Source organism: Roseobacter sp. (genome assembly GCF_045106495.1).
In the GTDB taxonomy this organism is placed as follows: Bacteria; Pseudomonadota; Alphaproteobacteria; order Rhodobacterales; family Rhodobacteraceae; genus Roseobacter.
The window spans coordinates 45868-69591 of record NZ_JBGCEQ010000003.1; the positions used below are offsets into that span (position 1 = coordinate 45868).

Annotated in this window: 22 protein-coding genes; 16 read left to right on the plus strand and 6 right to left on the minus strand. The window is 54.4% G+C overall.

The features are described 5' to 3' along the window. The first annotated feature begins 97 nt into the window (after positions 1–97). Together AB8B75_RS02180 and denD are read left to right on the plus strand one after the other, a co-directional pair. Positions 98–985 carry an NAD(P)-dependent oxidoreductase gene (locus AB8B75_RS02180; protein ID WP_405359494.1) on the plus strand — a complete coding sequence of 296 codons (888 nt, stop codon included), beginning with the start codon at positions 98–100 and terminating at the stop codon, positions 983–985. Continuing rightward, positions 982–1965 carry a D-erythronate dehydrogenase gene (gene denD, locus AB8B75_RS02185; protein WP_405359495.1) on the plus strand — a complete coding sequence of 328 codons (984 nt, stop codon included), beginning with the start codon at positions 982–984 and terminating at the stop codon, positions 1963–1965. The genes AB8B75_RS02180 and denD overlap by 4 nt, the downstream gene beginning before the upstream one ends. Here the strand turns inward: denD and AB8B75_RS02190 are convergent. Further along, positions 1929–2618: a GntR family transcriptional regulator gene (locus AB8B75_RS02190; RefSeq protein WP_405359496.1), complete on the minus strand. Its 690-nt coding sequence runs from the start codon at positions 2616–2618 to the stop codon at positions 1929–1931. The genes denD and AB8B75_RS02190 overlap by 37 nt on opposite strands. Positions 2619–2808: 190 nt before the next feature. Between AB8B75_RS02190 and AB8B75_RS02195 the strand changes: the two genes are divergently transcribed. From AB8B75_RS02195 to AB8B75_RS02240, 10 genes are all read left to right on the plus strand, one after another. Then, a complete protein-coding gene (locus AB8B75_RS02195) occupies positions 2809–3831 on the plus strand; it encodes a TRAP transporter substrate-binding protein (RefSeq protein WP_405359497.1) in 1023 nt (340 codons plus the stop codon). Between the two features lie 99 nt (positions 3832–3930). Next, entirely contained in the window at positions 3931–4815 is an 885-nt protein-coding gene (locus AB8B75_RS02200; protein ID WP_405359498.1) for a TRAP transporter small permease subunit, read from the plus strand. After that, positions 4815–6440, plus strand: coding sequence for a TRAP transporter large permease subunit (locus AB8B75_RS02205; protein WP_405359499.1), 1626 nt, complete (start codon positions 4815–4817; stop codon positions 6438–6440). The genes AB8B75_RS02200 and AB8B75_RS02205 overlap by 1 nt, the downstream gene beginning before the upstream one ends. Positions 6441–6455: 15 nt before the next feature. Beyond that, positions 6456–7403: a phytanoyl-CoA dioxygenase family protein gene (locus tag AB8B75_RS02210; RefSeq protein WP_405359501.1), complete on the plus strand. Its 948-nt coding sequence runs from the start codon at positions 6456–6458 to the stop codon at positions 7401–7403. A 9-nt stretch (positions 7404–7412) separates the two neighbouring features. Continuing rightward, complete coding sequence (locus AB8B75_RS02215; protein WP_405359502.1) at positions 7413–8921, plus strand: UxaA family hydrolase; 1509 nt, start codon at positions 7413–7415, stop codon at positions 8919–8921. Beyond that, positions 8918–9919: a Gfo/Idh/MocA family protein gene (locus tag AB8B75_RS02220; protein ID WP_405359503.1), complete on the plus strand. Its 1002-nt coding sequence runs from the start codon at positions 8918–8920 to the stop codon at positions 9917–9919. Before AB8B75_RS02215 ends, AB8B75_RS02220 begins: the two co-directional genes overlap by 4 nt. Continuing rightward, positions 9912–10799: a phytanoyl-CoA dioxygenase family protein gene (locus AB8B75_RS02225; RefSeq protein WP_405359504.1), complete on the plus strand. Its 888-nt coding sequence runs from the start codon at positions 9912–9914 to the stop codon at positions 10797–10799. Before AB8B75_RS02220 ends, AB8B75_RS02225 begins: the two co-directional genes overlap by 8 nt. A 25-nt stretch (positions 10800–10824) precedes the next feature. Beyond that, the gene (locus AB8B75_RS02230; RefSeq protein ID WP_405359505.1) at positions 10825–11712 is read left to right on the plus strand and encodes an NAD(P)-dependent oxidoreductase; all 888 of its coding nucleotides are present in this window, start codon (positions 10825–10827) and stop codon (positions 11710–11712) included. Position 11713: 1 nt separating this feature from the next. Beyond that, positions 11714–12595 carry a DMT family transporter gene (locus AB8B75_RS02235; RefSeq protein WP_405359506.1) on the plus strand — a complete coding sequence of 294 codons (882 nt, stop codon included), beginning with the start codon at positions 11714–11716 and terminating at the stop codon, positions 12593–12595. A 41-nt stretch (positions 12596–12636) separates the two neighbouring features. Further along, a complete protein-coding gene (locus AB8B75_RS02240) occupies positions 12637–13464 on the plus strand; it encodes a sugar kinase (protein WP_405359507.1) in 828 nt (275 codons plus the stop codon). Here AB8B75_RS02240 and AB8B75_RS02245 read toward each other — a convergent pair. Both AB8B75_RS02245 and uxaC read right to left on the minus strand, forming a co-directional pair. After that, complete coding sequence (locus AB8B75_RS02245) at positions 13451–14668, minus strand: mannitol dehydrogenase family protein (protein ID WP_405359509.1); 1218 nt, start codon at positions 14666–14668, stop codon at positions 13451–13453. The genes AB8B75_RS02240 and AB8B75_RS02245 overlap by 14 nt on opposite strands. Further along, on the minus strand, positions 14665–16026 hold the full coding sequence (gene uxaC / locus AB8B75_RS02250) for a glucuronate isomerase (protein ID WP_405359510.1): 1362 nt from the start codon (positions 16024–16026) through the stop codon (positions 14665–14667). Before uxaC ends, AB8B75_RS02245 begins: the two co-directional genes overlap by 4 nt. Before the next feature lie 299 nt (positions 16027–16325). Between uxaC and AB8B75_RS02255 the strand changes: the two genes are divergently transcribed. From AB8B75_RS02255 to AB8B75_RS02270, 4 genes are read left to right on the plus strand one after another with little or no spacing between them, the layout of a single operon-like run. Further along, entirely contained in the window at positions 16326–17333 is a 1008-nt protein-coding gene (locus AB8B75_RS02255) for a Gfo/Idh/MocA family protein (protein ID WP_405359512.1), read from the plus strand. Further along, entirely contained in the window at positions 17330–18382 is a 1053-nt protein-coding gene (locus AB8B75_RS02260) for a Gfo/Idh/MocA family protein (RefSeq protein ID WP_405359513.1), read from the plus strand. Before AB8B75_RS02255 ends, AB8B75_RS02260 begins: the two co-directional genes overlap by 4 nt. Then, a complete protein-coding gene (locus tag AB8B75_RS02265) occupies positions 18379–18636 on the plus strand; it encodes a mannonate dehydratase (RefSeq protein WP_405359515.1) in 258 nt (85 codons plus the stop codon). The genes AB8B75_RS02260 and AB8B75_RS02265 overlap by 4 nt, the downstream gene beginning before the upstream one ends. Beyond that, positions 18620–19042, plus strand: coding sequence for a mannonate dehydratase (locus AB8B75_RS02270; RefSeq protein ID WP_405359516.1), 423 nt, complete (start codon positions 18620–18622; stop codon positions 19040–19042). The genes AB8B75_RS02265 and AB8B75_RS02270 overlap by 17 nt, the downstream gene beginning before the upstream one ends. A gap of 64 nt (positions 19043–19106) precedes the next feature. Here AB8B75_RS02270 and AB8B75_RS02275 read toward each other — a convergent pair whose 3' ends face one another. The 3 genes from AB8B75_RS02275 to puuE form a co-directional block, all read right to left on the minus strand. Then, positions 19107–20345 carry a DNA recombination protein RmuC gene (locus AB8B75_RS02275; RefSeq protein WP_405359517.1) on the minus strand — a complete coding sequence of 413 codons (1239 nt, stop codon included), beginning with the start codon at positions 20343–20345 and terminating at the stop codon, positions 19107–19109. Then, the gene (gene mutL / locus AB8B75_RS02280; RefSeq protein ID WP_405359518.1) at positions 20342–22162 is read right to left on the minus strand and encodes a DNA mismatch repair endonuclease MutL; all 1821 of its coding nucleotides are present in this window, start codon (positions 22160–22162) and stop codon (positions 20342–20344) included. The genes AB8B75_RS02275 and mutL overlap by 4 nt, the downstream gene beginning before the upstream one ends. A 120-nt stretch (positions 22163–22282) precedes the next feature. Continuing rightward, on the minus strand, positions 22283–23695 hold the full coding sequence (gene puuE / locus AB8B75_RS02285) for an allantoinase PuuE (protein WP_405359520.1): 1413 nt from the start codon (positions 23693–23695) through the stop codon (positions 22283–22285). Positions 23696–23724 lie beyond the last annotated feature (29 nt).

Consider the following 23724-nt stretch of genomic DNA (forward strand, 5'->3'; position numbering starts at 1 on the left):
GGACGGGCTGGTCCATCGGCTCATTTTCGTTAGCGTATGACAAGAGCCAGCCTTTGGCTACTGCTTTGAAATCAGAATTCACGGGGCACCCCTGACAATGACACAATCGCGCAAAGTCACATTAATCGGAACCGGCCTAATGGGTGTTCCCATGTCCCGCAATCTTCTTAAGGCGGGGCATAAACTCACGGTTTGGAATAGGACGCTGGCCCGCGCGGAGCCTTTAGAGCGTGACGGCGCCCGGGTCGCGGCCAATGAAATTGACGCCGTGACTGGAGCGGATTTCGTAATCACCATGTTATCGGATGGCTTCGCCTCAGGCGCGTTGATCAATGACCCGAAGGTTCAGGCCGCCCTGTCACCAGGCGCCGTTTGGATCGACATGTCCAGCGCTAAGCCAGAGCATGCGCGCCAACAGGCGGAAACACTTGCTGATTTGGGGTTCGGACATCTCGATGCTCCGGTATCAGGCGGTACAAAGGGTGCCGAAGCTGGCACGCTAGCAATTATGGTAGGTGGGGAGACAGAGACATTTAATAAAACGCGCACAATTTTTGATGCGATGGGGCGACCCGTTCATGTGGGCCCGTCGGGTGCCGGACAATTGTCCAAATTAGCCAATCAAACAATTGTTGCCGTTACCATTTCGGCAGTTGCGGAAGCAATGTTGCTCGCGGAACGGGGTGGCGCAAATCCAGCCGCCGTGCGACGCGCGCTCCAAGGTGGTTTCGCCGATAGCGTGATACTCCAGCAACATGGCGAGCGGATGACCGAAGGCAATTTCGAGCCGGGCGGGCTGACCAAGTTTCAGGTCAAGGATCTGAACAACACCCTGGATGAAGCCGCCAGTCTAGGACTTTCACTGCCCGCAACAGAAAGCGTGCGTGATCGGTTTCAGCATTTCATTGACGCGATGGGTGGCGCGGAAAAAGATCATTCCGGCTTGTATCTCGAACTCAAGGCACGAAACGGATTGGCAACATGACCCGGGTACTTATCATCGGTGGCGGCGGGATGGTTGGGCAAAAACTGGCCAAACGCCTGATCACAAATGGCCTGCCCGGGTACGCCGATCTTGAGATCACCCTCTTTGACATGACATTTCCCGAAAAAGGGGTCGCTGGACCAGCATTCAAAACGGGAAACTTGTCAGAAGCCGGGGTTGCATATGACCTCGTATCTGACCGTCCCGATATCGTTTTTCACCTCGCTGCGATCGTATCAGGGGAGTCGGAAACAAATTTTTCCAAGGGCTGGGACATCAACATGATGTCCATGTGGCATTTGCTCGAAGCATTTCGTAACGCATACGACAAGTCAGACGGCACTTATGTGCCGCGTATCGTATTCACGTCATCCATTGCGGTTTTTGGCGGTCCGTTCCCGGAGAAGATCGACGACGAATTCCTCTCTGCGCCTCAAACCAGCTATGGTGCGCAGAAGGCAATCAGTGAACTGATGCTGTCAGATTTCAGTCGAAAAGGCTATGTAGACGGGGTTTCATTGCGACTGCCTACGATTTGTGTGCGACCAGGCAAAGCCAATCTGGCAGCGTCCTCATTCTTTTCGGGCATCATACGAGAACCACTAAACGGCCAAGAGGCCATCTTGCCAGTCGATGCGTCGGTGCGCCACTGGCACGCGTCGCCGCGCACCGCAGCTGGCTTTCTAGCACACGCCGCAAAACTGGATACTACTTCATTGAATGGACGTCGAGCGTTGAACCTACCGGGTTTAAGCTGCACTGTCGAGGAACAGATCGAGGCCTTGAGGCGGATTTGCGGGCAAGATGTGGTTGATCTGATCAAAGTGAAACATGATCCAGCCATCATCAAAATCGTAGAAGGGTGGCCTCGCAATTTCAATCCAAAGCGTGCTGTCTCACTTGGTTTCACGGCTGAAACATCTTTTGACGAAATCATTCATACCTATATCGCTGAGGACTTACCCAAGACGCCTGCATGATGCTTCTGTGGTAACGGCCGCGAAAGATTTCGCGCCAAATGGTCGTTTACTGTAACACGCATTAGGTCCTCGTTACGCTCCAACGCGGCATCAAGAATCGCTTGATGCTCACGAATGTTTTCTGGAAAATACCCAAAATTTGTTTCTGCAGAAACAAGCTGTTGGCGAAATTGTTCGTAAATCACCTTATGCGTGCGCTTCAAGAGTTTTGAACCGCAACTGTCAATCAAGGTCTCGTGAAACTCTTGCTCGGCTCGGCTCCAAAGCCCCAAAAGTGGAGTCACATCTCCTGACGAACGAACGCGTGTTTCAATATGGGACAACTTGTGATGCGCCGCTGACAATCGAGATTCCCACTCAACACCGCCGAGACGAATGGACAGACATGCGCCTTCGGATTCAAGAAGAATACGCATGTGGGTCAACTCATGCTGCCTCTCAACCGATTGATAAGGCGACCGAAAACCGCGCTGTTCCTGAAAGTCTACTAATCCGACCGTCGACAGGCGAAACAAAACTTCACGGACAGTGCTCGCAGAACAATTGTAATCTAGCCGTAGCTTTTCAGCGCGCAGCTTGCTACCGTAACCGAATTCGCCTGTGATCAGACGGTGTCGCATATCGTCAAATATATCAGCGTCATGCGCAGCCATTTTTCGATCTCCCACCTGCCTTCACGGTTACGCTCAAAATTTCGAAAATCAATAAAAATATCAAAATTCTCAAGAATTAAAATATTTTCTTGCCTGAACAACCTTGGTCAGCCTAACGTCTACCAGCGTAAAAATTTCACCGGGCCCAACATCCCGATCCATCTGTGCGCTCAACGTCTGGGAGGACAAAATGAAAATCATCAAGAAGGCGGCTTCGGTCGCCGCAGTTGCAGCCCTAGCGGCGTCGACGGCATTTACCGCGTCAGCTGAAACAACGAACCTGCGTATTCAAACTCACTACGCTCCTGAAACAGTGTCCGGCAAATTAGCGGCACAATACATGCAAGACATTCAGGACATGTCCAATGGCGAAATCGTTGTTGAGATGTTCTATTCATCATCTGTCGTAAAATCGGTTGAAACCTTTGACGCAGCATCCACAGGAATTCTGGACTGCGACATGACCGGCGGTGGCTACCAAACCGGGAAAAACTCGGCTTTCCAGTTCGTCGGCGACATCATGGGCGGCTACGACACGCCTTACCAACAGCTGAGCTGGCTATATTTCGGTGGCGGTCGTGAAGCAGCGGCACCGCTCTACAACAAATACGGCATGGAATTGATCGGTTGGTGGGTCTACGGTCAGGAGAGCTTTGCGTCCTCCAAGCCAATCGCCAAGGTTGAAGACTTCAAAGATTGGAAATTCCGTTCGCCCCCCGGCATGGAAACAAAGATCTTTGAAAAACTCGGCGCATCCCCGATTGTCATGGACTTCACCGAAATCTTTACAGCTCTGGAAACAGGTATCATTGACGGTGCTGATGCGTCCGGTCTGGCCAACAACGTGGGCTTGGGTCTTTACGACATCGTAAAATATGCCAACTTCCCCGGTTTCCACTCGATGCCATCTGATCACTTGGCGTGCAACAAGGCCGTGTTTGACGCAATGCCGGCGCACCACCAGAAGATCATGAAAGTGGCGATGGAGGCTTTGGCTCTGCGCACGGCTCTGACGGTCGAGAAAAAGAACGCCGAAGCTGCGGCTCAGCTGCGTGAGCAAGGTGTAACACTGTCTCAGTGGGCACCTGAAGAATTGGCTAAATTCCGTGCAGCAGCCCAGGCCACATGGCCCGAGTTCGCCGACACCCCGGAAGCCAAAGCGTTGGTTGAGAGCCACCTGGCCTACCTCGAACAGCTCGGTCTCAAGCAATAAACTAACCTGCAAACGGACCCCGCCGACCATCGGCGGGGTCTTTTTTGTCTCTGGCCGGGACAACAACAAAAATAACGGCCAATATGGTTGGGGGAGATCATGCAGGAAAAGTCCGGAAGCTTAGTTGAATGGCTTGTGCCACTCGCATTTATCCTTTGTGCTGGCTGGTTGACCTGGCATCTGCCCGCTTTCACGCTTTCGTGGTTCCCTCCGCAAGATCCATCGCAGTTCGACAAACTCAGCGCTCTGTTTGGACGGATCGATGTAACACCCGACTTGGGCGGCCTTTTCGGAGGCTATGCGGATACTGTCGATTGGGTTGCTTTGTTTTTGCTGCCCGTTTTTGGTTTTTTTGGCGTGCGCACCGTACGTCGCGCTCCGATGGAGTTCGAAAGCTGGAAACCACTGGATCGTCTGGCTGTGTTCGTCGGGCGATTGACCATGATGTTGATCGTGCTGTTGTGCTGCGTCATGATCTACGAGGTCGTTCTGCGATACGTTTTTGAGGCCCCAACACTTTGGGCCAATGAACTCTCTCTCTGGCTTGCCGGCTTTGTCTTTTTGTGTGCAGGCCTCTACGCCATGCAACAGCGCAGCCATATACGCATCTTCTTGCTCTACGACATGCTGCCACGCGGCTTGCAACGAACCTGCGATTGCGTGTCGACATTGCTGATCGTGACATTTGCCTTCTTTCTGGTCTACGGCGGATACGGCGAGGCCTTTGACAAATTCTACCGCTGGGAGACGTTCGGCACGGCCTTCGATCCACCGATACCCGCCACTCTGAAACCGATGGTCCTCTTGGTGATCGTTCTGGTGGCTTTTCAAGCGGTTGTTAATCTGGTTTCGGATTGGAATGCCGAACCGGTGATCCACTCCGCCGCAGATGATATCGATGAAGATGAAATAGAACGGCTCAAAGCAGCCGTCGGTGCCGATGATCTCGGTACAATCCAGTCCAACGCCCCGGGGAAAAACTAATGGATATCGGAACAATTTCTCTGGTCCTGATGCTGGGCCTCGTTCTGCTGCTGGCCATTGGCATGCCTTTGGGATTTGCCTCTGCCATTCTTGCCGTTTTGGTTCTGGTTATGAAATTCGAACCTGCGCTGCTGATGAACCCTTTCACATTTGGCGATGGAATTTTGACAGGAAGGCCTGGATCCGGCCCGCTCAATATTCTTGCCCAGAAAATTTATGGGCTCTTAACGGACTATGTTCTCATATCCATCCCGCTTTTTATCTTTATGGCCGCCCTGCTGGAACGCTCCGGCATCGCCAAAGACATGTATTCTTCGCTAAATGTCTGGCTCAATCGCACCCGAGGTGGCATCGCCATTGTGACATCAATCATGGCCGTGATCATGGCCGCGATGTCCGGGATCATCGGCGGTGAGGTTGTACTCTTGGGCCTGATCGCCTTGCCACAAATGTTGCGTTTGGGGTATAGTCAGAACCTCGCCATCGGTACAATTTGTGCATCCGGATCACTGGGCACCATGATCCCGCCCTCAATCGTTTTGATCATCTATGGCCTGATTACCGAAACCTCGATCAAGGCGCTTTTTACCGCCTCCTTCTTGCCAGGTTTCATGCTGGCCTCGTTTATTATCCTATATATCATCGTGCGCACGCAATTGCGGCCCCAAGATGCGCCTCTTCCCGATGCGATCGAAGGCGAACCCTACGGCATGGAAAAAGCCAAATTGTTTCTCGCTTTCCTCTGCGTCTTGGTCGCGGGCTTTGGGATTGTTCTGTTCTTGCGGGCTTTGTTTTTTGAACTTGCGGGTCAGAACGCATCGAATACCGGTGCGGACATAGCCTACGGCACAGCCGATTGGTTGCCGTGGTTTGGCGGCGCGGTTGGCCTCGCATTCGTTATAATGTTCGGCGTTTTAGGGCGCGCACGGACGGCTTTGGGCTGGTCGATGGGCAAGGGCCTTGTTCCGCCGATTGTCGTCATTGGCGTAGTCATGGGCTCGATCTATGGCGGCATCACCGGCATTACGGAGGCTGCGGGCATGGGCGCGCTCGCCGTGCTCGTCATCGCGATCCTGCGTGGAGAAGCTTCCTTCGATCTGGTTTGGGAAAGCCTCATGCGTACGCTTAAATCCACGGGTACCATCATCTGGGTGACCATTGGTGCGGCCGCGCTGGCAGGGGCGTATACTATCGCCGGCGGCCCAGTTTACGTCGCTGACTTTATTGTCGGGTCCGATCTTCCGACCATGGGCATTATTCTCGCAATGATGCTGATCCTGCTCTTTATGGGGGCGTTCATGGACTGGGTAGGCATCGTGTTGCTGATCATCCCTGTATTCCTGCCAATCGTGCAGCGGTTGCCCATTGAAGAAATAGGCCTCTTCGGGGAGCTGAACCCGCGGCACGTTGCGATCTGGTTTGGTGTGGTTTTCTGCATGAATATGCAGGTCAGCTTTTTGTCGCCGCCCTTTGGCCCCGCCGCTTTTTACCTCAAGTCAGTTGCGCCGCCACACATCAGCTTGACCGATATCTTCAAAGGTTTCCTGCCCTTTATCGGCATCCAGATTTGCGCTCTGTCTGTGCTGCTCATTTGGCCGCCAATCGTCTCATTGCTTCTGCCCTGACAAAGGGAAATGCACATGCTCAATGCCGCACAAATTGCCTCTTTTGAAAGCCAAGGATTTCTTGTTCTCGAAAACGTTGTGCCCAAGTCGTTACGTCACCGGATTGAAGTTGAATATAGCGAGGTGCTGGATGATCTCTATGCATCCTGGGTCGCGAAAGGCTTTTTGCCCGAGCCATTGGAAGATATGAGCTTTTGGGACAAGCTGCGCCACGCCTACGAGGAAAACTGCGACTGGTTCCAGCCGATGGACATATCTCTACCCGGCGACAGGATTGAGGCAGATACGCCAATGCATTTTGGTCCTGCGGTTTTTGATCTGGTAACCTGCCCGCAAATTCTGGATGTGGTTCAAAGCCTGATTGGTCCCGAAATCACATCAAATCCGATACAGCATATCCGTATCAAACCCCCGGCACCAGCATTGAAAAAGGAAGAAATCCGTGCCCATATCACCCAGACAGATTGGCACCAGGATCGTGGTGTGGGGCTGGAAGAAGCGGACCAAACCGACATGATCACAGTCTGGATCGCGATGACGGATGCAACTGTGGACAACGGATGTCTACAGGTCCTCCCGCGGGCGCATGACAAGTTGCTGCCGCATTGCCCAAAGACACAGACCGCAATAGCGGATGCCTTCGTTGACATTGAGGCGGCTCAACCTCTTCCTGTGCGTGCTGGCGGCATCGTGCTTTTCCACCCGCTGACACCGCACGCTTCACGACCTAACGGGACACGTGACTTTCGCTGGTCTTTTGATCTGCGCTATAACGTCACTGGCCAGCCGACGGGACGGGCCCATTTCCCAGAGTTTGTCGCGCGCAGCGCCGTACGGCCTGGTGAGGTCTTGACCGATTGGCGGATTTGGCGGCAGAAGTGGGCAGACGCGCGCAAAGAGCTTGCACGTCAGCCCCATATTCCTATTCATCGCTGGCAAAGCGATGCGCCTTTTTGCGCCTGAGGAGACACCATGGATACTGTGCGACTGGATTCCGTCGACAATGTCGTCACTGCAACACATGCGCTGGAGGTTGGCGTTGCGATTGAAGAGACCGCAACCCGTGCACTGATCCCTTCAGGTCATAAAATCGCAACGTCAGATATTGCCAAAGGGCAGGCAATCCGCAAATACGCGCAGATCATCGGCTACGCGTCCCAGGACATTGCAGCAGGCGACCATGTGCATACCCAGAACGTGGAATTCCGAAACACAAACGCCAAGTACGAGTTTTCCAACGACTTGCGACCGGTCACATCCGTGTCCGAGGCTGAACGCGACACATTTCTGGGATACAGGCGGGAAAACGGCAGAGTTGGCACCCGAAACTACATCGCGATTGTCACGTCCGTGAACTGTTCCGCCACGGCCGCGCGCATGATCGCCAACCATTTTACGCTAGACGTTCTCGCGGCCTATCCAAATGTGGATGGAGTCGCCGCATTTGTGCACGGCACTGGTTGCGGCATGGCCGACAATGGCGATGGGTTTGAAGCGTTGCAGCGGGTGATGTGGGGCTATGCCAGCCACGCCAACCATGCAGGCGTTCTGATGGTTGGCTTGGGCTGTGAAATCAATCAGATCGACTGGTTGCTGGAAGCTTACGGCCTCAAACAAAGCCCAACATTTCAGGTGATGAACATCCAGTCTGTCACGGGTCTGCGCAAGACCGTTGAATTGGGCATACAGAAAATCGAAGCGATGCTGCCGATTGCCAATCAAGCCACGCGCACGCCCTGCCCCGCTTCTGAACTCAAAGTTGCGTTGCAATGCGGTGGCTCGGACGCATGGTCCGGGATCACTGCCAATCCAGCTCTTGGTTGTGCCTGTGATCTGTTGGCGGCCCAGGGGGGCACGGGTGTTCTTGCAGAGACGCCAGAAATCTACGGCGCCGAACATCTGCTTACCCGTCGCGCGACCGATCAAGCCACCGGCGACCGATTGGTTGGTTTGATCAAATGGTGGGAAGACTATACGGCTCGCAACAAGGGATCGATGGACAATAACCCCTCCCCCGGCAACAAGGCAGGCGGCTTGACGACCATTCTGGAAAAATCACTGGGCGCCGCGGCCAAGGGCGGCACCAGCCCCTTGATGGGGGTCTACAAGTACGCCGAACCGGTCACTGCCCATGGATTTACCTTCATGGACAGCCCCGGATACGATCCTGCAAGCGTGACGGGACAGATTGCAGGGGGGTGCAATCTTGTGTGTTTCACAACCGGGCGGGGATCTGCCTTCGGCTCCAAACCCAGCCCAACAATCAAAGTCGCCACCAATTCTGCCATGGCAAAACGTATGCACGAAGACATGGATATCGATGCCGGAACAATCCTCACACATGGGATCAGCGTCGAGGAAAAAGGCCGCGAAATCTACGAGATGTTCTTGCGCGTTGCCAGCGGCACGGCCACGAAATCCGAAGCCCAAGGGTTGGGCAACTATGAATTCGTTCCGTGGCAAATCGGGGCGGTGATGTGAAACGCATCCTTGTTGTTGGCGGTGGACTGATTGGCATACGCCATCTTGCAGCGGTGGCGGCACATCCAGAGTGCCACCTTGTTGGTCTGGTCGATCCCGATATGTCGGTTGCACCACAGCTGAACCGTTTTGCCGATATGACCCAAGTCACCGAGCAGGTGGATGGCGTGATCATCGCGACGCCAACAGGCCTGCACGCACGGCATGGCGTCTACGCGGCTGAGCGCGGCTGGCACATGTTGATCGAAAAACCGGTTGCGTCTGATCTTGCGGGCGCACAGGATCTCAGCCGCGCTGTTGAAAAAGCGGGTGTAGGGTCTCTGGTCGGACACCACCGCCGGTATCACCGCTCCGCGCAACAGCTCAAACATCTGATTGCAAAAGGGGACATCGGCACACCGGTCTGCGCCAATCTGATCTGGGCTATGCGCAAACCTGATGAATATTTCAAAGGGAACTGGCGCACAGCGGGCGGTAGTCCTGTGATGATCAATCTCGTTCATGACATTGATTTTCTGCGTTTTGTCGTTGATGACATTGTCGCCACAACTGCTTTGCGCGGCACGAGCTTGCGCGGCACGGCCCGCATCGAAAGTGGCGCGGTTTCTCTAGCCTTCGCAAATGGCGCCACAGGAACCATCTGTTTTGCCGATACCACTCCAAGCCCCTGGGGGTTCGAAGCCGCCACCGGCGAGAACCCCAACATTGGTACCACCGGCCAGGACATGATGTGGATCATCGGCACCAATGGGGGTGTAAGTTTTCCGTCCATGACACTTTGGTCCGGCAAAGATTGGAGCGCGCCAGCACAAAAAACATCCCTTGACGTCAATGCAAACAAAAAACCACCCCTTGATGCCCAACTTGATCATTTCATCGAAGTGATGAATGGCGCGCAGCCCCTAATCGATGTCACAGATGCCACACGGACACTGGCAACCGCATTGGCCATCGAGGAGCAGCTTTCTCCTCAACTGAAAGGTGTTGCCAATGGCTGAAACGCTTACAGCAGACCAGATCACTTCTTTCCAAGAACAAGGGTATCTGGTGTTAGAAAACCAGATACCGGAGTCATGGATGTCCCGCATCCGCGCCGAAATCGCACGCTTTGAAGACGAGGCCCGCGGCATGACGGCAAGCAATGACCGCCTCGACCTCGAAGACAGCCATCAGCCCGATGCCCCGCGGTTACGGCGCATCAAACTGCCGCATACCACGTCGGACGTGATGCGTGATCTGATGTACTCAGACCACATACTGGCGCCTGCACGTGATCTGATCGGCCCTGATTTGCGTCTGCACACAACAAAGCTCAACATGAAATCAGCAGGTTATGGCGCTGCAGTCGAATGGCATCAAGACTACGCGTTTTATCCGCATACCAACGACGATATTCTCGCCATTGGCGTGCTGATTGATGATATGGCGCCTGAAAACGGTCCCCTGATGGTCTATCCCGGCTCGCACAAAGGCCCTGTGTATGATCACCATGTCGACGGTGTCTTTGCTGGTGCCATGGTGCCGGAAGAGAACGGTCTGAACCCACAAGATGCGGTGCAGCTTACCGGGCCTGCGGGGTCAATCAGCATCCATCATGGGCGGATCGTGCATGGGTCCGCCCTGAATACCTCAGACCGCGCGCGTCGCATTCTGTTTTACGAGATGATGGCGGCGGATGCTTTCCCGATTATGGGATCAATGACCAAGTGGGATGGCATTAAGGACTACGACACACGGATGCTTTGTGGCAATACCACCTTGAACCCACGCCTAAAGGACATTCCAGTGCGCATCCCGCAACCACAGCCAGATGTGCCGATCTCCATCTATGAAATACAAAAGGGTCTCAAAAAGCGGACCTTCGATACAATCAGCTAACCGCACGCGCGAGAGGGACTACAAGATGACACAACCGACAATAGGATTTATTGGCCTCGGCCTGATGGGCGCGGCAATGGTCGGGCGGCTGCAGGACAAGGGATACGCTGTAACAGTGACGGCAAACCGGTCACGGCCTAACGTTGACGCCGCCGTGGCACGCGGTGCGATAGAAGTTGCAACTGCGCGCGAGGTTGCTGCAGCAAGCGAAATCGTGATGCTGTGCATGGACACCAGCGACAGCGTTGAAGGACGCATGCGAGGCGAGGATGGCGTGATTGCAGGTTTGCGTGCAGGTGCCACCGTCGTCGACTTCGGCACTTCCCTGCCCGGCAGCACGCGCAGTCTCAGCGAAGAGGTCGCAGCCGCCGGGGGCAACTATCTGGACGCACCTTTGGGACGCACGCCCGCACACGCCAAAGACGGGTTGCTCAACATCATGGCGGCTGGAGACAGGGACGCGTTTGAAAAGATCGAACCCGTGCTCAAGGATCTGGGCGAAAACGTGTTCCACCTTGGCGCTTCGGGATCCGGACACACAATCAAACTGATCAACAATTTTTTTGGCATTACCGTTGCAAATGCAATGGCCGAAGCCTTCGCGATGGCAGATGTGGCGGGCATAGATCGCAAAGAAATGTACGATGTGATGGCGGCAGGCCCGCTGCATTCCGGTATGATGGATTTTGTAAAAGGCTACGGTGTGGATGGCGATCCCAACCAACTGGCATTTGCAATCAAGAATGCGGCCAAGGACGTAGGCTACTATGCCCGAATGGCGCAGGAGGCTGGCGTTGACAGCATAATGTCGAAATGTGCACTTTCGGCCCTGCGGGAAGCAACGGACGCAGGCCATGGTGACAAAATGGTCAGCCAGATGATCGATTTCTACGTCCAGAAAATGAGCAAGTAATATGGCCGTTTCCGCGGGCCTCTTAGAGGACCGCCCCCACTACGGCATCATGCTCATGCTTGGTGCGTGGTTTTTGTTTTCGCTTGTGGATACCGGGGCGAAGTGGCTGGTGATTGTCGGGCTTTCCGCCTTCCAATTGGCGTTCATGCGCTACGCGGGGCACTTCCTGATCTCGGTAGCTGTAATCGCAAAAGGCGGGATCACTCGCGACCGGTTCCAAACCAGCCACATGTGGCAGGTTCTCAGTCGGGCAATGTTGCTGGTGATGGCCACTCTGTCGAATTTCTATGCTCTGAATTTCCTGCCACTGACGGTCACATCAGCCATCATGTTTTCCAGCCCGGTCATTGTCTGTGCACTGTCAGGGCCTTTGCTGGGGGAGCGCGTTGGGCCATGGCGGTGGTTCGCGATCCTTTTGGGATTTGTGGGTGTACTGGTCGTGATCCGGCCCTTTGGCGAGGCATTTCATATTGCGATGCTGCTACCGCTGTTCAATTCGCTGAGCCTGGCACTTTATTCAATCATGACACGGAAGCTTGCAGGTGTGGTGGCAACCGAAACGATGCAGTTTTACATGGGCGCGCTTGGAACCGCAGTGATGCTTCCGATGGCAATATGGGTCTGGCAATGGCCGGCCAGCCTTTTAGACTGGGTTATCTTGATCAGCTTGGGCGTTTTCGGATGGGCGGGTCATCAGCTTTTGACCAATGCCCATCGATTTGGCTCGGCCAACACACTCATGCCCTACACCTATTCATTCATGATTTACTTGTCGATCCTCAGCTATTTGGTCTTTGACCACATACCGGATCATTGGACAGTCTTGGGCGCTGTGATCATCGTGATCTCAGGTTTGATCATCTGGAAGAGGGAACAAAGATAATGCGTGTTGCTTGTGTTGGCGAGGCTATGATTGAGCTGTCCATGAGAGGTTCAGACGCGCAGGTCGGCGTGGCTGGCGATACACTGAATACTGCCATTTACCTCAAACGCACCGCGCCCGAATTGACAGTCGATTACATCACTTGCCTCGGCGATGATCCGTTTTCTGCGCAAATCACGGATTTTATTACCGCGCAAAATATCGGGACTGGTGATATCCGAAACCTCGAGGGCAAATCGCCGGGGCTCTACGCGATCACGACAAATGAGGTGGGCGAGCGCGCCTTTACCTATTGGCGAAACGCCTCAGCGGCGCGTCAGATGTTTCAATATGAGAACGCGTATGACTTCTCGCTACTGGACAGTTACGACGTGGTGTATCTCTCGGGTATCACAGCGGCAATTTTGCCAAACGCTGTCCGTTTTGCTCTGATCGAATGGTTGAAAGCCTCCGAGGCACGTGTGGTTTACGACAGCAACTACCGCCCTAAGCTTTGGGAGGATGCTGCGACCGCGCAGAGTGTCACCCAAGCGTTTTGGTCTATCGCTGATGTCGCCCTGCCTTCGGTTGACGATGAGATGGCACTCTTTGAAGAAACAGAACCCGCCGTGGCCAGACGTTTTCTGACGACTGCAAAATGTGGCGCGCTCAAACGCGGTGATCAAGGGCCCCTGTCGCTGGGTGAAACTATCGATCAAACTTATGCACCAGCACAAAAGGTGGTGGATACCACCGCCGCAGGCGATAGCTTCAACGGTGGTTATCTCGGCGCATTACTGTCCGGCCAATCGCAACGGGCCGCATTGAAATCGGGCCACGACTGCGCCTCCAGAGTCGTTCAGCATCGCGGCGCAATCATTCCAGAATGACAGCAGTCAGATCCTCGGCGCCAATCAACGACAACAGTTGCGCGTCGGAACCACCCGACGAGATAACCTCGGCGATGCCCTCTGCAAGCGGGTCTTGCAATGCGCGGTCTGCGATCACTTCAGCACGACAAAAAGCGATCCATGAGTTGACACCAAACCGCAAAGTTGGCGCTGGCAGGTTCATCTTTTGCAACGCGCGCAAGCTGTCCAACATCCGATAAGGCAGCTTTTGCGTACCATCCATCGCGATCTGCCGCAGACTGTGATGGATGTGCGGATTGTCGAAGCGAGCGATCAATGCATCCGCATAATCCGGCGCGATCTCTTGCATTTCCGGGGTGAGGGTCCGTGCAGCTTCCATCATCAAAGCGCGCGCCTTCTTGCGTAAGTCAGGATCTGCGATCGCCTCATGCACATAGGTGTGCCCCGCCATGACACCAGCATAAGCCAGCATAGAATGCGCCCCATTCAACATGCGAAGTTTGCGTATTTCATGCGGCGCAACATCATCGGTGAACTGAACATCTGGCCAATCAGGTCGCGGACCGGCAAACTTATCCTCAATCACCCATTCTCGGAAAGGTTCCGTGGGTACAGCCATAAAATCGCCTGTGCTGTCGCGTATCGCTTGCGAGGTAGCGGGTGTAATCCGATCCACCATACTGTTGGGAAAACTGATCTGAGACAGATCAAGTGGCAGTCCGGCACGCTCGGCGAAATCCACCACGGCACGATGCAGAACATCCCCGTTCGCCGCTCGATTGTCACAACTCAGAACCGTGACTGGTGTCCTGCGTGCTGCCAGACCCCGCGCCAGAAAACCAATAACGGTGCGCGGCAAGTTGTTTTCCAGGTCCAAGGTGATCAAAGGGTCGGAACAATCCAGCGTGTTGTCCGGCAACAGGTGATAGCCTTTTTCCGTAACGGTGATTGAAATGAGGTGCACATCCAGCATTGAGATCTGTTTCAGTATTGCCGCTGGGTCCTCTGGTGCCACGAGCATTTTGTCAAACACGGTTACTTTTTTCGCGCCCTGGCCCTGAACTGCGAGAGTGTAATCGTAGTTTTGCGCTTGCAGCCCGTCGCGCACGCCCGGAGATCTCAGGCTGACCCCTGTGATCGACCATCCTCCTGCGTCCTGGGTGTAATCCGCCAGATGCGCGCGGCAGAAATTTCCTACGCCAATGTGCAAAATCCGATTCATGAGGCGAGCCTGTAGGCATTACGCGCAAGGTCGTTCGCCAATAGAGGTGCAAGTTGCCGTGCATCCGCCAGATCAAAAACGCCGCGCGTCACCTGTTGCTCCAGATGCAGCGCCACACCGCGCCGCCAAAGATCATGCCGCGCCGGAATGGACAAGAACGCCCGTGTATCATCGTTGAACCCTGCCAAATTATGGTATCCAGCGGTTTCTACCACCTGATCGAAATAGCGCGCAATGCCTGCCGCACTGTCGTGAAACCACCACGGCGGCCCAATGCGCAAACATGGCCAATGCCCTGCCATCGGGGCCAGTTCTCGCGCATATGTTGTCTCGTCCAGCGTAAATAGCAGAAGGGAAAAACCGGGCGTGTTACCAACCCGGTTCAGCAGGGCTTCCAACCCACGCACCCAATCAACGGCAATGGGAATATCTGCCCCTTTGTCGCGCCCAAAACGATCCAATATCAAGTGGTTGGTGTTGCGGCGGCTGCCGCCGTGGATCTGCATGACCAACCCGTCTTCGACCGACATTTGCGCCATTTCCACCAACATATGGCCGTAAAATGCCTGCGCATCCTGTGTCGATCCTGCGCCCCTCCGCAATTTTTGGAACAAAACATCCGGATCACCCAACCATTCGGTGTGTATTTGTTCGATCGCGTGATCCGTTGCTGTTGCGCCCAGCGCTTTGAACATCGCGCGCCGTTGCCGCAAAGCCGCAAGATACCCCGAATAACTTTCCGTGTCCTCGCCCGTCAAGAGAGCCAGTTGCACAATATTGGCGCGGAAATCCGGATTACTGGGATCCAACACACCATCGGGCCGGAACGTTGGAACAACGCGACCGTTCCAGCCGCTATCTGCGATGGTTTGATGATGGTTCAAATCATCCAATGCGCCATCCGTTGTTGCCAGTACTTCAATGCCAAATCGATCATAAAGCGCACGCGGTCTAAACGCAGGCTGTTCCAGTTTTTCGGCGATCTGGTCATAAATTTGGTCGGCGGTTTCTTCCGACAAGGCGGCGCTAACACCCAGTGTTTGTGTCAGGACATAGGTCATCCAAAAATGTGAGGGTGTACCCAGAAACAGGAACCAGTTCTTTGCAAACAGTCGAAAAACCGAACGCGGATCCACATCTTTGCCCGCCTCCCCAATTCCCAGATAGCGGAGAGGCACCCCTTGCGAATAGAGCATCCGGAAAACATAGTGATCCGGGACAACCAAAAGAGCCGCGGGGTCTGGAAATGGCGCATTCGTTGCAAACCATTCCGGATCGCAATGCCCATGCGGCGACACGATTGGCAGATCGCGAACTTCTTCATAAAGCGATGCTGCAGTTCCGGTTAATTTATGCACAGACTTCCAGCCCCTACTGTAGTGTTTTGCGTCACGATAGCAGGAATTTCCGGACATGCATCTTTTGCTTGGCCTCCTTCCTTTTTCCTGTAAGTGTCGCTTCAATCGGGGGTGAATATGAAGAACTCTGTGGTCACCGCTGGCAGATTTGCCGGTGAAACTCCGGCACGCTATGCTCGGGGATTCACCGGCAAAATACTCCGCCAGGTGTCTGTTAATCTTGCCTCTTTGACCCATACACCAACTGTCACAATGCACAGAGACTGCTTCGCTGACACATTCGCAAAGAGATCTTCCCCATGACCCTTTCGTTTGTCGCTCTTGGCCTTGATCATCGGCACATCTATGGCATGACGAAAAATATGCTGGAAATTGGCGCTGATTGTCTTGGCTATTGGACAGACGGTTCGCCGGAAACACTTGCGGGTTTCACGAAACGGTTCCCCCATCTCAAGAGATTTACTGCTCTTGAAGATGCACTGGCGACACAATGTGATCTCGCTTTGATTTCGGCTATCCCGTCGGATCGGGCGGCTCTGGCGGTGCAAGCCATGCGCCAGGGTATGGATGTGATGACAGACAAACCGGGATGCACCACACAAGCGCAATTGACCGAGATCAAAACTTGCGTGGAAGAAACAGGGCAGATCTGGTCCATCAATTTTTCCGAGCGTTTTGAAGTTCCAGCGGTGACCCGGGCCACAGAACTGGTGGCGTCAGGCGCAATTGGCCAAGTAATCCATACTGTTGGACTGGGTCCGCACAGGCTTAATCGGTCGACACGGCCCAAATGGTTTTTTGAAAGGAACAAATACGGTGGCATTCTAACCGATATTGCCTCGCACCAAATTGACCAGTTTCTGCATTTTACCTCTTCTGATACGGCGACGGTCACACATGCCTTTATCGCCAATTATGCCAACCCCAGTGATCCCGGGTTGCAAGACTTTGGCGAATTCTCTCTGCGAAGCGCCAAGGCCTCGGGATACGTCCGCGTCGATTGGTACACGCCCGATGCCCTGCCCACATGGGGTGACGGGCGGCTCACAATCCTAGGCACGGACGGCTATATCGAACTACGCAAATATGTGGACGTTGGCGGCTCAGCAGGTACCGATCATCTGGTTTTGGTCAATGAAACCACGTGTGAGAAGATAGATGCGAGCGACGCAGGCTTGCCCTATTTTGAACGCCTTGCCTTTGACATCGAACACAGAACCGAGACAGCAATGACGCAGCGGCACTGTTTCACGGTAATGGAATTGGCTCTCAAAGCGCAAGAACTCGCACAGAAGACTGCCTCATGATCCGGGTCGCCCTTCTCGGTGCGGGGATTGGAAGCGAACATCTGGCCGCTTACCGAAATCTATCCGACCTGTTTGATGTGACAATGATTGTCGATCAGGATGCTGGCCGTGCGGAAGATCTGCGCAAGTTTGATACCTACGCAGTTGAGACCGATCTGGATGCTGCCTTCAAAAACCGTGCCATTGACCTGATCGATATCTGCCTGCCCCCGCATCTTCATGTGCCTGTCACGTTGCAGGCGCTTGCCTCCGGAAAGCATGTCATCTGCGAAAAGCCACTTGCGACATCGCTGTCGGATGTCGCTCTAATCAAAGAGGCGTCCGACGCTTGCGGCAAACATGTATTCCCGGTTTTCCAATACCGCTGGGGTCCCTCGCTTGCCCAGCTTCGCAGCCTCATCGAAGCAGGATTGACCGGCAGACCCCAGGTTGCGGCTCTTGAAACACATTGGTCGCGCAGCGCCGACTACTATGCTGTTCCCTGGCGCGGGACTTGGTCCGGGGAACAAGGCGGTGCGGTTTTGGGTCACGCCATCCATAATCATGATCTCATGACGCATTTCATGGGACCCGTCCAATCCGTTTCAGCAATGACATCAACCCGTGTGAACCCCATTGAGACGGAAGACTGCGCCGCCATTTGTTTCCAAATGAACAACGGCGCGCTTTGTACAAGCAGCATTACACTCGGTGCCGCCAAAGACGAAACCCGCATCAGGTTGGTTTTTGAAGAGCTGACGGCCACTTCCGCCTCGGAGCCCTATGCGCCCGGTGCAGCCCCTTGGGTTTTCCTCGCCCGTGATCCCGACAAACAGGCGAAGATCGATGCTTTTCTAACGAGCCTCCCTGTAGAGCCAGTCGGCTTCGAAGGGTTTCTCTGCGCCTGTGCCGATATGTTGGCGGGTCGAGAAAACAAGGCCGTGACGCTTGACGAAGGTGCGGCATCAGTCGAATTGGTCACTGCTATTTATGATGCCGCACGCAGCGGTCAGCGCGTCAGCCTGCCGCTGTACGAAACCCACCCGCTTTTCAAAGGATGGCAACCATGAAGCAATGCTGGCGTTGGTTTGGACCACAAGACAAAATCGACCTGACCCAATTGCATCAGGTGGGCGTCGAAGGGATCGTGACCACACTGCACCATATCCCGCCCGGCAAGACCTGGTCAGGCGCAGAGATCTTGATGCGTCAGAGTATGCTAAGTGATGCCGGTTTTGGCTGGGATGTGGTGGAAAGCCTGACCGTTTCGGAAGAAATAAAGACCCAAGGGCCTGACATGAAAAACCATGTCGCGGCCTTCTAAGCGAGCCTTGAAGGCTTGTCACAACGCGGCATTTCGACCCTGTGCTCCAATTTATGCCGAGAAATTGCGATCTCATCTGGTGGATTTACTGTCAGAAGTCGCGCCATTTGCCCAAAACCAGGGGGTCAGGCTGTGTTGTCATCCCGATGATCCGCCCTTTGGGCTTTTGGGGCTACCGCGCGTCATGTCGCGCAACTGCGATTATGCAAAGGTTCTGCAGGCGGTGGATATGCGAGCCAATGGCGCCACCCTGTGCACCGGATCGCTGGGCGTCAACGCAGATTTCAACGCGCCCGAATTCGTTGCACAGCTTGGAGCCCACATCCATTTTGTGCATCTGCGCAACACAACGCGTGTCGAAAACGGCTATGCAAAACGCCCGGTTTTTTTAAGCGGCCCATCTTGAAGGCGATACCGACATGATCGCGACAATTCAGGCGTTAATGGCGGGGCATCATGGCTGCCTGAGGCTAGTGATCTGGTTTTGCGAGAGGGACGACATTTGCGTTCTCGTCAGGTGAGAGATCTTCAAAATCAAAGTTATCCAGCCGATGTGCACGTTTTCCGGCTTTGTCAGAACTGATCTTGATCTCTTCAATATCCTTGGAAGCTTGCGAAAAGTGACGGTCCAAATTGCCGACACGTGTTCCCAATCGATCCACATCAGCCACCAGCTTTGCCAGTTCCGACCGAATTGCACCGGCATGCTCGCGCATCCGAGCGTCTTTCAATATTGCCCGCATGGTGTTGAGTGTCGCCATACAAGTGGTGGGCGATACAATCCAGACCCGCACATCAAACCCTTTGCGCACAAGCTCTGGGAAATTCGCGTGTAATTCAGCGTAAACCGCCTCAGATGGCAAAAACATCAAGGCACCATCGGCAGTTTCTCCATCTAGGATGTACTTGCTCGAGATGTCCGAAATGTGCTTGGTCACCGCCACTTTCATTTTGGCCACAGCTTCCTTGAGATCCCAATCCGTCTCTGCATTCCGCAGAGCTTCATAAGCCTCGAGCGGGAATTTGCTGTCGATTACAATCGGTCCGGGTGGGTTGGGCAAATGCACCAGACAATCGGCACGTTTGCCATTGCTCAGGGTGTGCTGAAAAGAAAAGCTGTCCTTCGGCAATGCTTTGGACACAATGTCGTGCAACTGAATCTCACCAAATGCACCACGGGTCTGTTTGTTACTCAGGATATCCTGCAAAGACAAAACATCGCCCGATAGCTTGGTGATGTTATCCTGAGCCTTGTCAATTGCAGCTAAACGTTCCTGCAATTGTGTCAACGAAGTTGTCGTTTGCTTGGACGAGCCATGCAGGGCCTCTTTCACGCGCTCTTGCATGTCAGACAGAGAGCGCGCTGAACGCAGCGCGTTGTCAGCGAGGCGGTCTTGCATTTGCTGCTGCACCGTGGCCAAACGTGTTTCCATCGTTTGAATGACCTGCGTCTGGGCCATTGCTTGTGTATCAGAGACGGTCTGCAGCCCACCGCGCAGCTGTTCTTGTCCCGCGCCAAGCTGTTGAACATGCTGACCCAGGATACCGAGTTGCTGTGCCAGCGGTGCCGACAGTTTCGCGCTTTGACCCGCCGCGCGCACGGCCATGATCAACAGCACGAGGATCAAAAAGACCACCCCTACGCCAGCCAATACCGCGATGACCAATGGGTCGTCCAACGCGTAAATTTGTCCATCAATCTCAATCATGAGCGACCAAATAGTTTTTCAATGTCGCTCAGTTTCAGCTCAACATAGGTTGGTCGCCCGTGGTTGCATTGCCCGGAATGTGGCGTCGTTTCCATTTCACGCAACAAAGCGTTCATTTCTTCCGCACGCATCCTTCGGCCGGACCTTATGGATCCATGGCAGGCCACCCGGCTGAGGATTGCCTCAACACGCGCTTGCAGCATGTCGCTGGAGTTCCGATCGGAAAGTTCATCCAGAATATCGAACACCATGGGCTTGGCATCCACATGGCCTAAAATCGCCGGGGTTTCTCGCACTGCAATGGCGCCGCTGCCAAATGGTTCAATGATTAAACCAAATTTTTCTAGCGCCTCGCTGACCTCCAGAAGGCGCGCGCAATCTCCCGTCGATAGTTCGACAATTTCGGGGATGAGCAGCACCTGACGCGCAACGCCATTGTCCGCCATCTGGCGTTTGAGCTTTTCATACACGAGACGTTCATGCGCCGCATGCTGATCAACAATCACCACCCCTGTCGCTGTTTGTGACACGATGTAGTTCTCGTGAAATTGCCCACGTGCGGTCCCCAGCGGATAGTCAGGCGTTTCTGCCGCCTCGGCCTCGCGTTGCGGCTCGGTTGTTTCGATCCGACCCCAGATCGGTGCGGTTTCCTGAAAACTTGGCGCTACAGCGGGAGCAGCGCGTTGATCCATTTGATAGACACGGGCTCCAACCGGTTCCGGTCGCATGGCCCCCAATGTGGCACCGGCCACCGTACTCGAAGCGCGGTGCCCCGCCTCTGCCAAGGCATGGCGCAGCGCCGAGACCATCAATCCGCGTGCCAAACCGGGATCGCGGAAACGCACTTCGGACTTTGCCGGATGAACGTTGACATCGACCAAGGTCGGGTCGCAATCAAGAAAAAGGGCTGCTGCAGGATGGCGATCACGACTCAGGAAATCGAAGTAGGCGCCGCGCAGAGCACCTATCAACAGTTTGTCCCGTACCGGGCGGCCATTTACAAAAAGGTACTGGGCAACGGCTGATCCACGGGAATAGGTTGGCAAAGCTGCGTATCCGGTCAGGTGCAACCCGTCGCGCCGCGCATCAATCGCCAGCGCATTCTCCGCAAATTCCCGACCCAGCACCCGTGCCAAACGGCCGTGCAATGCGCCGAATAAATCGCCTTGCTGCGCCTCTGCATGGAAAACAGTACGCCCTTCGTCATCGCCGGATACATCACGCAGGGTGAACTCGACGAAAGGCTCGGCCATGGCGAGCCTTTTGACCACATCGTGGATGGTTTGCGCCTCTGCCCGATCTGTCCGCAAAAATTTCAATCTGGCGGGCGTGGCATAGAAAAGGTCACGCAGTGTCACCGTCGTGCCTGCGTTCAAAGCGACCGGTTTCGCAGAAGTTGCGACGCCGCCATGTACGGATACTTCGACACCTTCGAAACCTTCCACCCGGCTGGCGATGGTCAGTTTTCCGACCGCTCCAAGCGAAGGCAATGCCTCTCCCCGAAAGCCAAAGGTATGAATGTCCAGAAGATCCGAACCATCGATTTTTGAGGTGGCATGACGGGACAATGCCATCGGCAGATCCTCTTCGGTCATGCCGCAGCCATTGTCCTGTACCCGGATCAAAGTCTTGCCACCGTCGGCATAATCAATAGCGACGCGCCGCGCGCCAGCATCGAGCGCATTTTCAACGAGTTCTTTGACAGCAGATGCGGGCCTTTCGACCACTTCACCGGCTGCAATCCGATTGACTGCACCCTCATCCAATTGACGGATAACAGGGCGATCTTCGCTTATATTGGGGTCAAGAGAAGCCATACCGCAAATTGTAGCATGTTGCCCGGCGATTCTGAAACCCTATGTGACACGTTCATCGACCGTAGACCTTGCACGGTGTTAAGTCCCAGATCATCTTGCCAAAACCAGACGGGTGATACCTTACAAAATGGTTTCTAGACGCAATTCGGCAATACGCTCAACTTGACGGCAGGCTTCGTCAAACTCTGCATCCGTTTCATGATCAATGCGCTTTTGGAACGCGCGGAGAATTCCCGCTTTGTCGTAGTCCCCGACCGCAATGATGAAAGGAAATCCGTGCTTTTCCACGTACGACGCGTTCAGCTTTTCAAAGGTTTTGCGCTCCTTAGTGGTCAGCGCATCCAAACCCGCACCGGCTTGTTCATCGGCGCTTTTCGCGGTGAGTTTCTTTGCAGCGGCCAATTTTCCCGCCAAATCCGGATGGGCCCGCAAAACCTGCATACGTTCTTCTAACGTGGCGCTGCGAAACATGCGCGTCAACGCAGAATGGAGGCCGGTTGCCGTGTCGTGTGCAGGCCCGAGTTCTAGATCAAACGCGCGTTCGGCCAACCATTCGGAATGCTCAAATATGTTGCCGAATTTCTCGACGAAATCCGCTTTTTTGAGTGTCGATGGGCGCAGAGAATTCTGCGGCGGATGAACCTTGCGCCAGTGTTCCGCAATATCGATACGACGCGGGCACCATACGCCTTCAAAGCCCTGTATATATTCTATGAACCGGCGCAAACTTTGAACCCGACCGGGTCGTCCGATCAAACGACAATGCAAGCCAACGGACATCATTTTTGCCGAGCCCTCGACACCTTCGGCATAAAGCGCATCGAAAGAGTCGCGCAGATACGCAAAGAACTGATCACCGGAGTTGAAACCCTGCGGCGTCGCAAAACGCATGTCATTGCAATCCAGTGTATAGGGGATGATGAGCTGATTTCGTCTCCCGATCTTGCTCCAGTAGGGCAGGTCATCGTCGTAAGTATCCGAGATGTATTCAAACTGCCCGGTCTTGGCCGCCAGCGCCACGGTGTTGACCGAACAACGTCCAGTATACCATCCGCGCGGGCTCTCGCCTGTGACCTCACCATGCAGACGGATGGCTTCCATCATATCAGCGGCTTCTTCCGCTTCGGAAAAATCCTTGTAGTCAATCCATTTCAACCCGTGGCTGGCGATCTCCCAGCCCGCAGACTGCATCGCTTTGACTTGTTCCGGCGCGCGCGCCAGGGCAGATGCAACACCATAAATGGTGACGGGAATACCGGCCCCGGTAAAAAGCCTGTGCAAACGCCAAAACCCAGCACGCGCCCCGTATTCATAAATTGATTCCATATTCCAATGCCGTTGGTCAGGCAGGGGTTGAGCGCCAACTATCTCAGAGAGGAAAGCTTCGGATTTAGTGTCTCCGTGTAGCAGACAATTTTCACCCCCTTCTTCGTAATTCAGCACAAATTGTACCGCAATTCGCGCACTATCTGGCCATTGTGCATCTGGTGGGTTCGCGCCGTATCCAGCAAAATTACGGGGATATCTGTTCACCTTAAACCTCCTTAACCGCGTCTTGCGCG

Excerpts from the sequence above, each read along its gene's own strand:
- AB8B75_RS02245 (WP_405359509.1), bottom strand. The coding sequence starts at position 14,668 with ATGAATCGGATTTTGCACATTGGCGTAGGAAATTTCTGCCGCGCGCAT.
- AB8B75_RS02215 (WP_405359502.1), top strand. The coding sequence starts at position 7,413 with ATGGATACTGTGCGACTGGATTCCGTCGACAATGTCGTCACTGCAACA.
- mutL (WP_405359518.1), bottom strand. The coding sequence starts at position 22,162 with ATGGCTTCTCTTGACCCCAATATAAGCGAAGATCGCCCTGTTATCCGT.
- AB8B75_RS02275 (WP_405359517.1), bottom strand. The coding sequence starts at position 20,345 with ATGATTGAGATTGATGGACAAATTTACGCGTTGGACGACCCATTGGTC.
- AB8B75_RS02255 (WP_405359512.1), top strand. The coding sequence starts at position 16,326 with ATGACCCTTTCGTTTGTCGCTCTTGGCCTTGATCATCGGCACATCTAT.
- AB8B75_RS02270 (WP_405359516.1), top strand. The coding sequence starts at position 18,620 with ATGTCGCGGCCTTCTAAGCGAGCCTTGAAGGCTTGTCACAACGCGGCA.
- AB8B75_RS02210 (WP_405359501.1), top strand. The coding sequence starts at position 6,456 with ATGCTCAATGCCGCACAAATTGCCTCTTTTGAAAGCCAAGGATTTCTT.
- AB8B75_RS02235 (WP_405359506.1), top strand. The coding sequence starts at position 11,714 with ATGGCCGTTTCCGCGGGCCTCTTAGAGGACCGCCCCCACTACGGCATC.
- AB8B75_RS02265 (WP_405359515.1), top strand. The coding sequence starts at position 18,379 with ATGAAGCAATGCTGGCGTTGGTTTGGACCACAAGACAAAATCGACCTG.
- AB8B75_RS02180 (WP_405359494.1), top strand. The coding sequence starts at position 98 with ATGACACAATCGCGCAAAGTCACATTAATCGGAACCGGCCTAATGGGT.
- AB8B75_RS02190 (WP_405359496.1), bottom strand. The coding sequence starts at position 2,618 with ATGGCTGCGCATGACGCTGATATATTTGACGATATGCGACACCGTCTG.
- AB8B75_RS02225 (WP_405359504.1), top strand. The coding sequence starts at position 9,912 with ATGGCTGAAACGCTTACAGCAGACCAGATCACTTCTTTCCAAGAACAA.
- AB8B75_RS02230 (WP_405359505.1), top strand. The coding sequence starts at position 10,825 with ATGACACAACCGACAATAGGATTTATTGGCCTCGGCCTGATGGGCGCG.
- denD (WP_405359495.1), top strand. The coding sequence starts at position 982 with ATGACCCGGGTACTTATCATCGGTGGCGGCGGGATGGTTGGGCAAAAA.
- AB8B75_RS02200 (WP_405359498.1), top strand. The coding sequence starts at position 3,931 with ATGCAGGAAAAGTCCGGAAGCTTAGTTGAATGGCTTGTGCCACTCGCA.
- AB8B75_RS02205 (WP_405359499.1), top strand. The coding sequence starts at position 4,815 with ATGGATATCGGAACAATTTCTCTGGTCCTGATGCTGGGCCTCGTTCTG.
- AB8B75_RS02195 (WP_405359497.1), top strand. The coding sequence starts at position 2,809 with ATGAAAATCATCAAGAAGGCGGCTTCGGTCGCCGCAGTTGCAGCCCTA.
- AB8B75_RS02240 (WP_405359507.1), top strand. The coding sequence starts at position 12,637 with ATGAGAGGTTCAGACGCGCAGGTCGGCGTGGCTGGCGATACACTGAAT.
- AB8B75_RS02260 (WP_405359513.1), top strand. The coding sequence starts at position 17,330 with ATGATCCGGGTCGCCCTTCTCGGTGCGGGGATTGGAAGCGAACATCTG.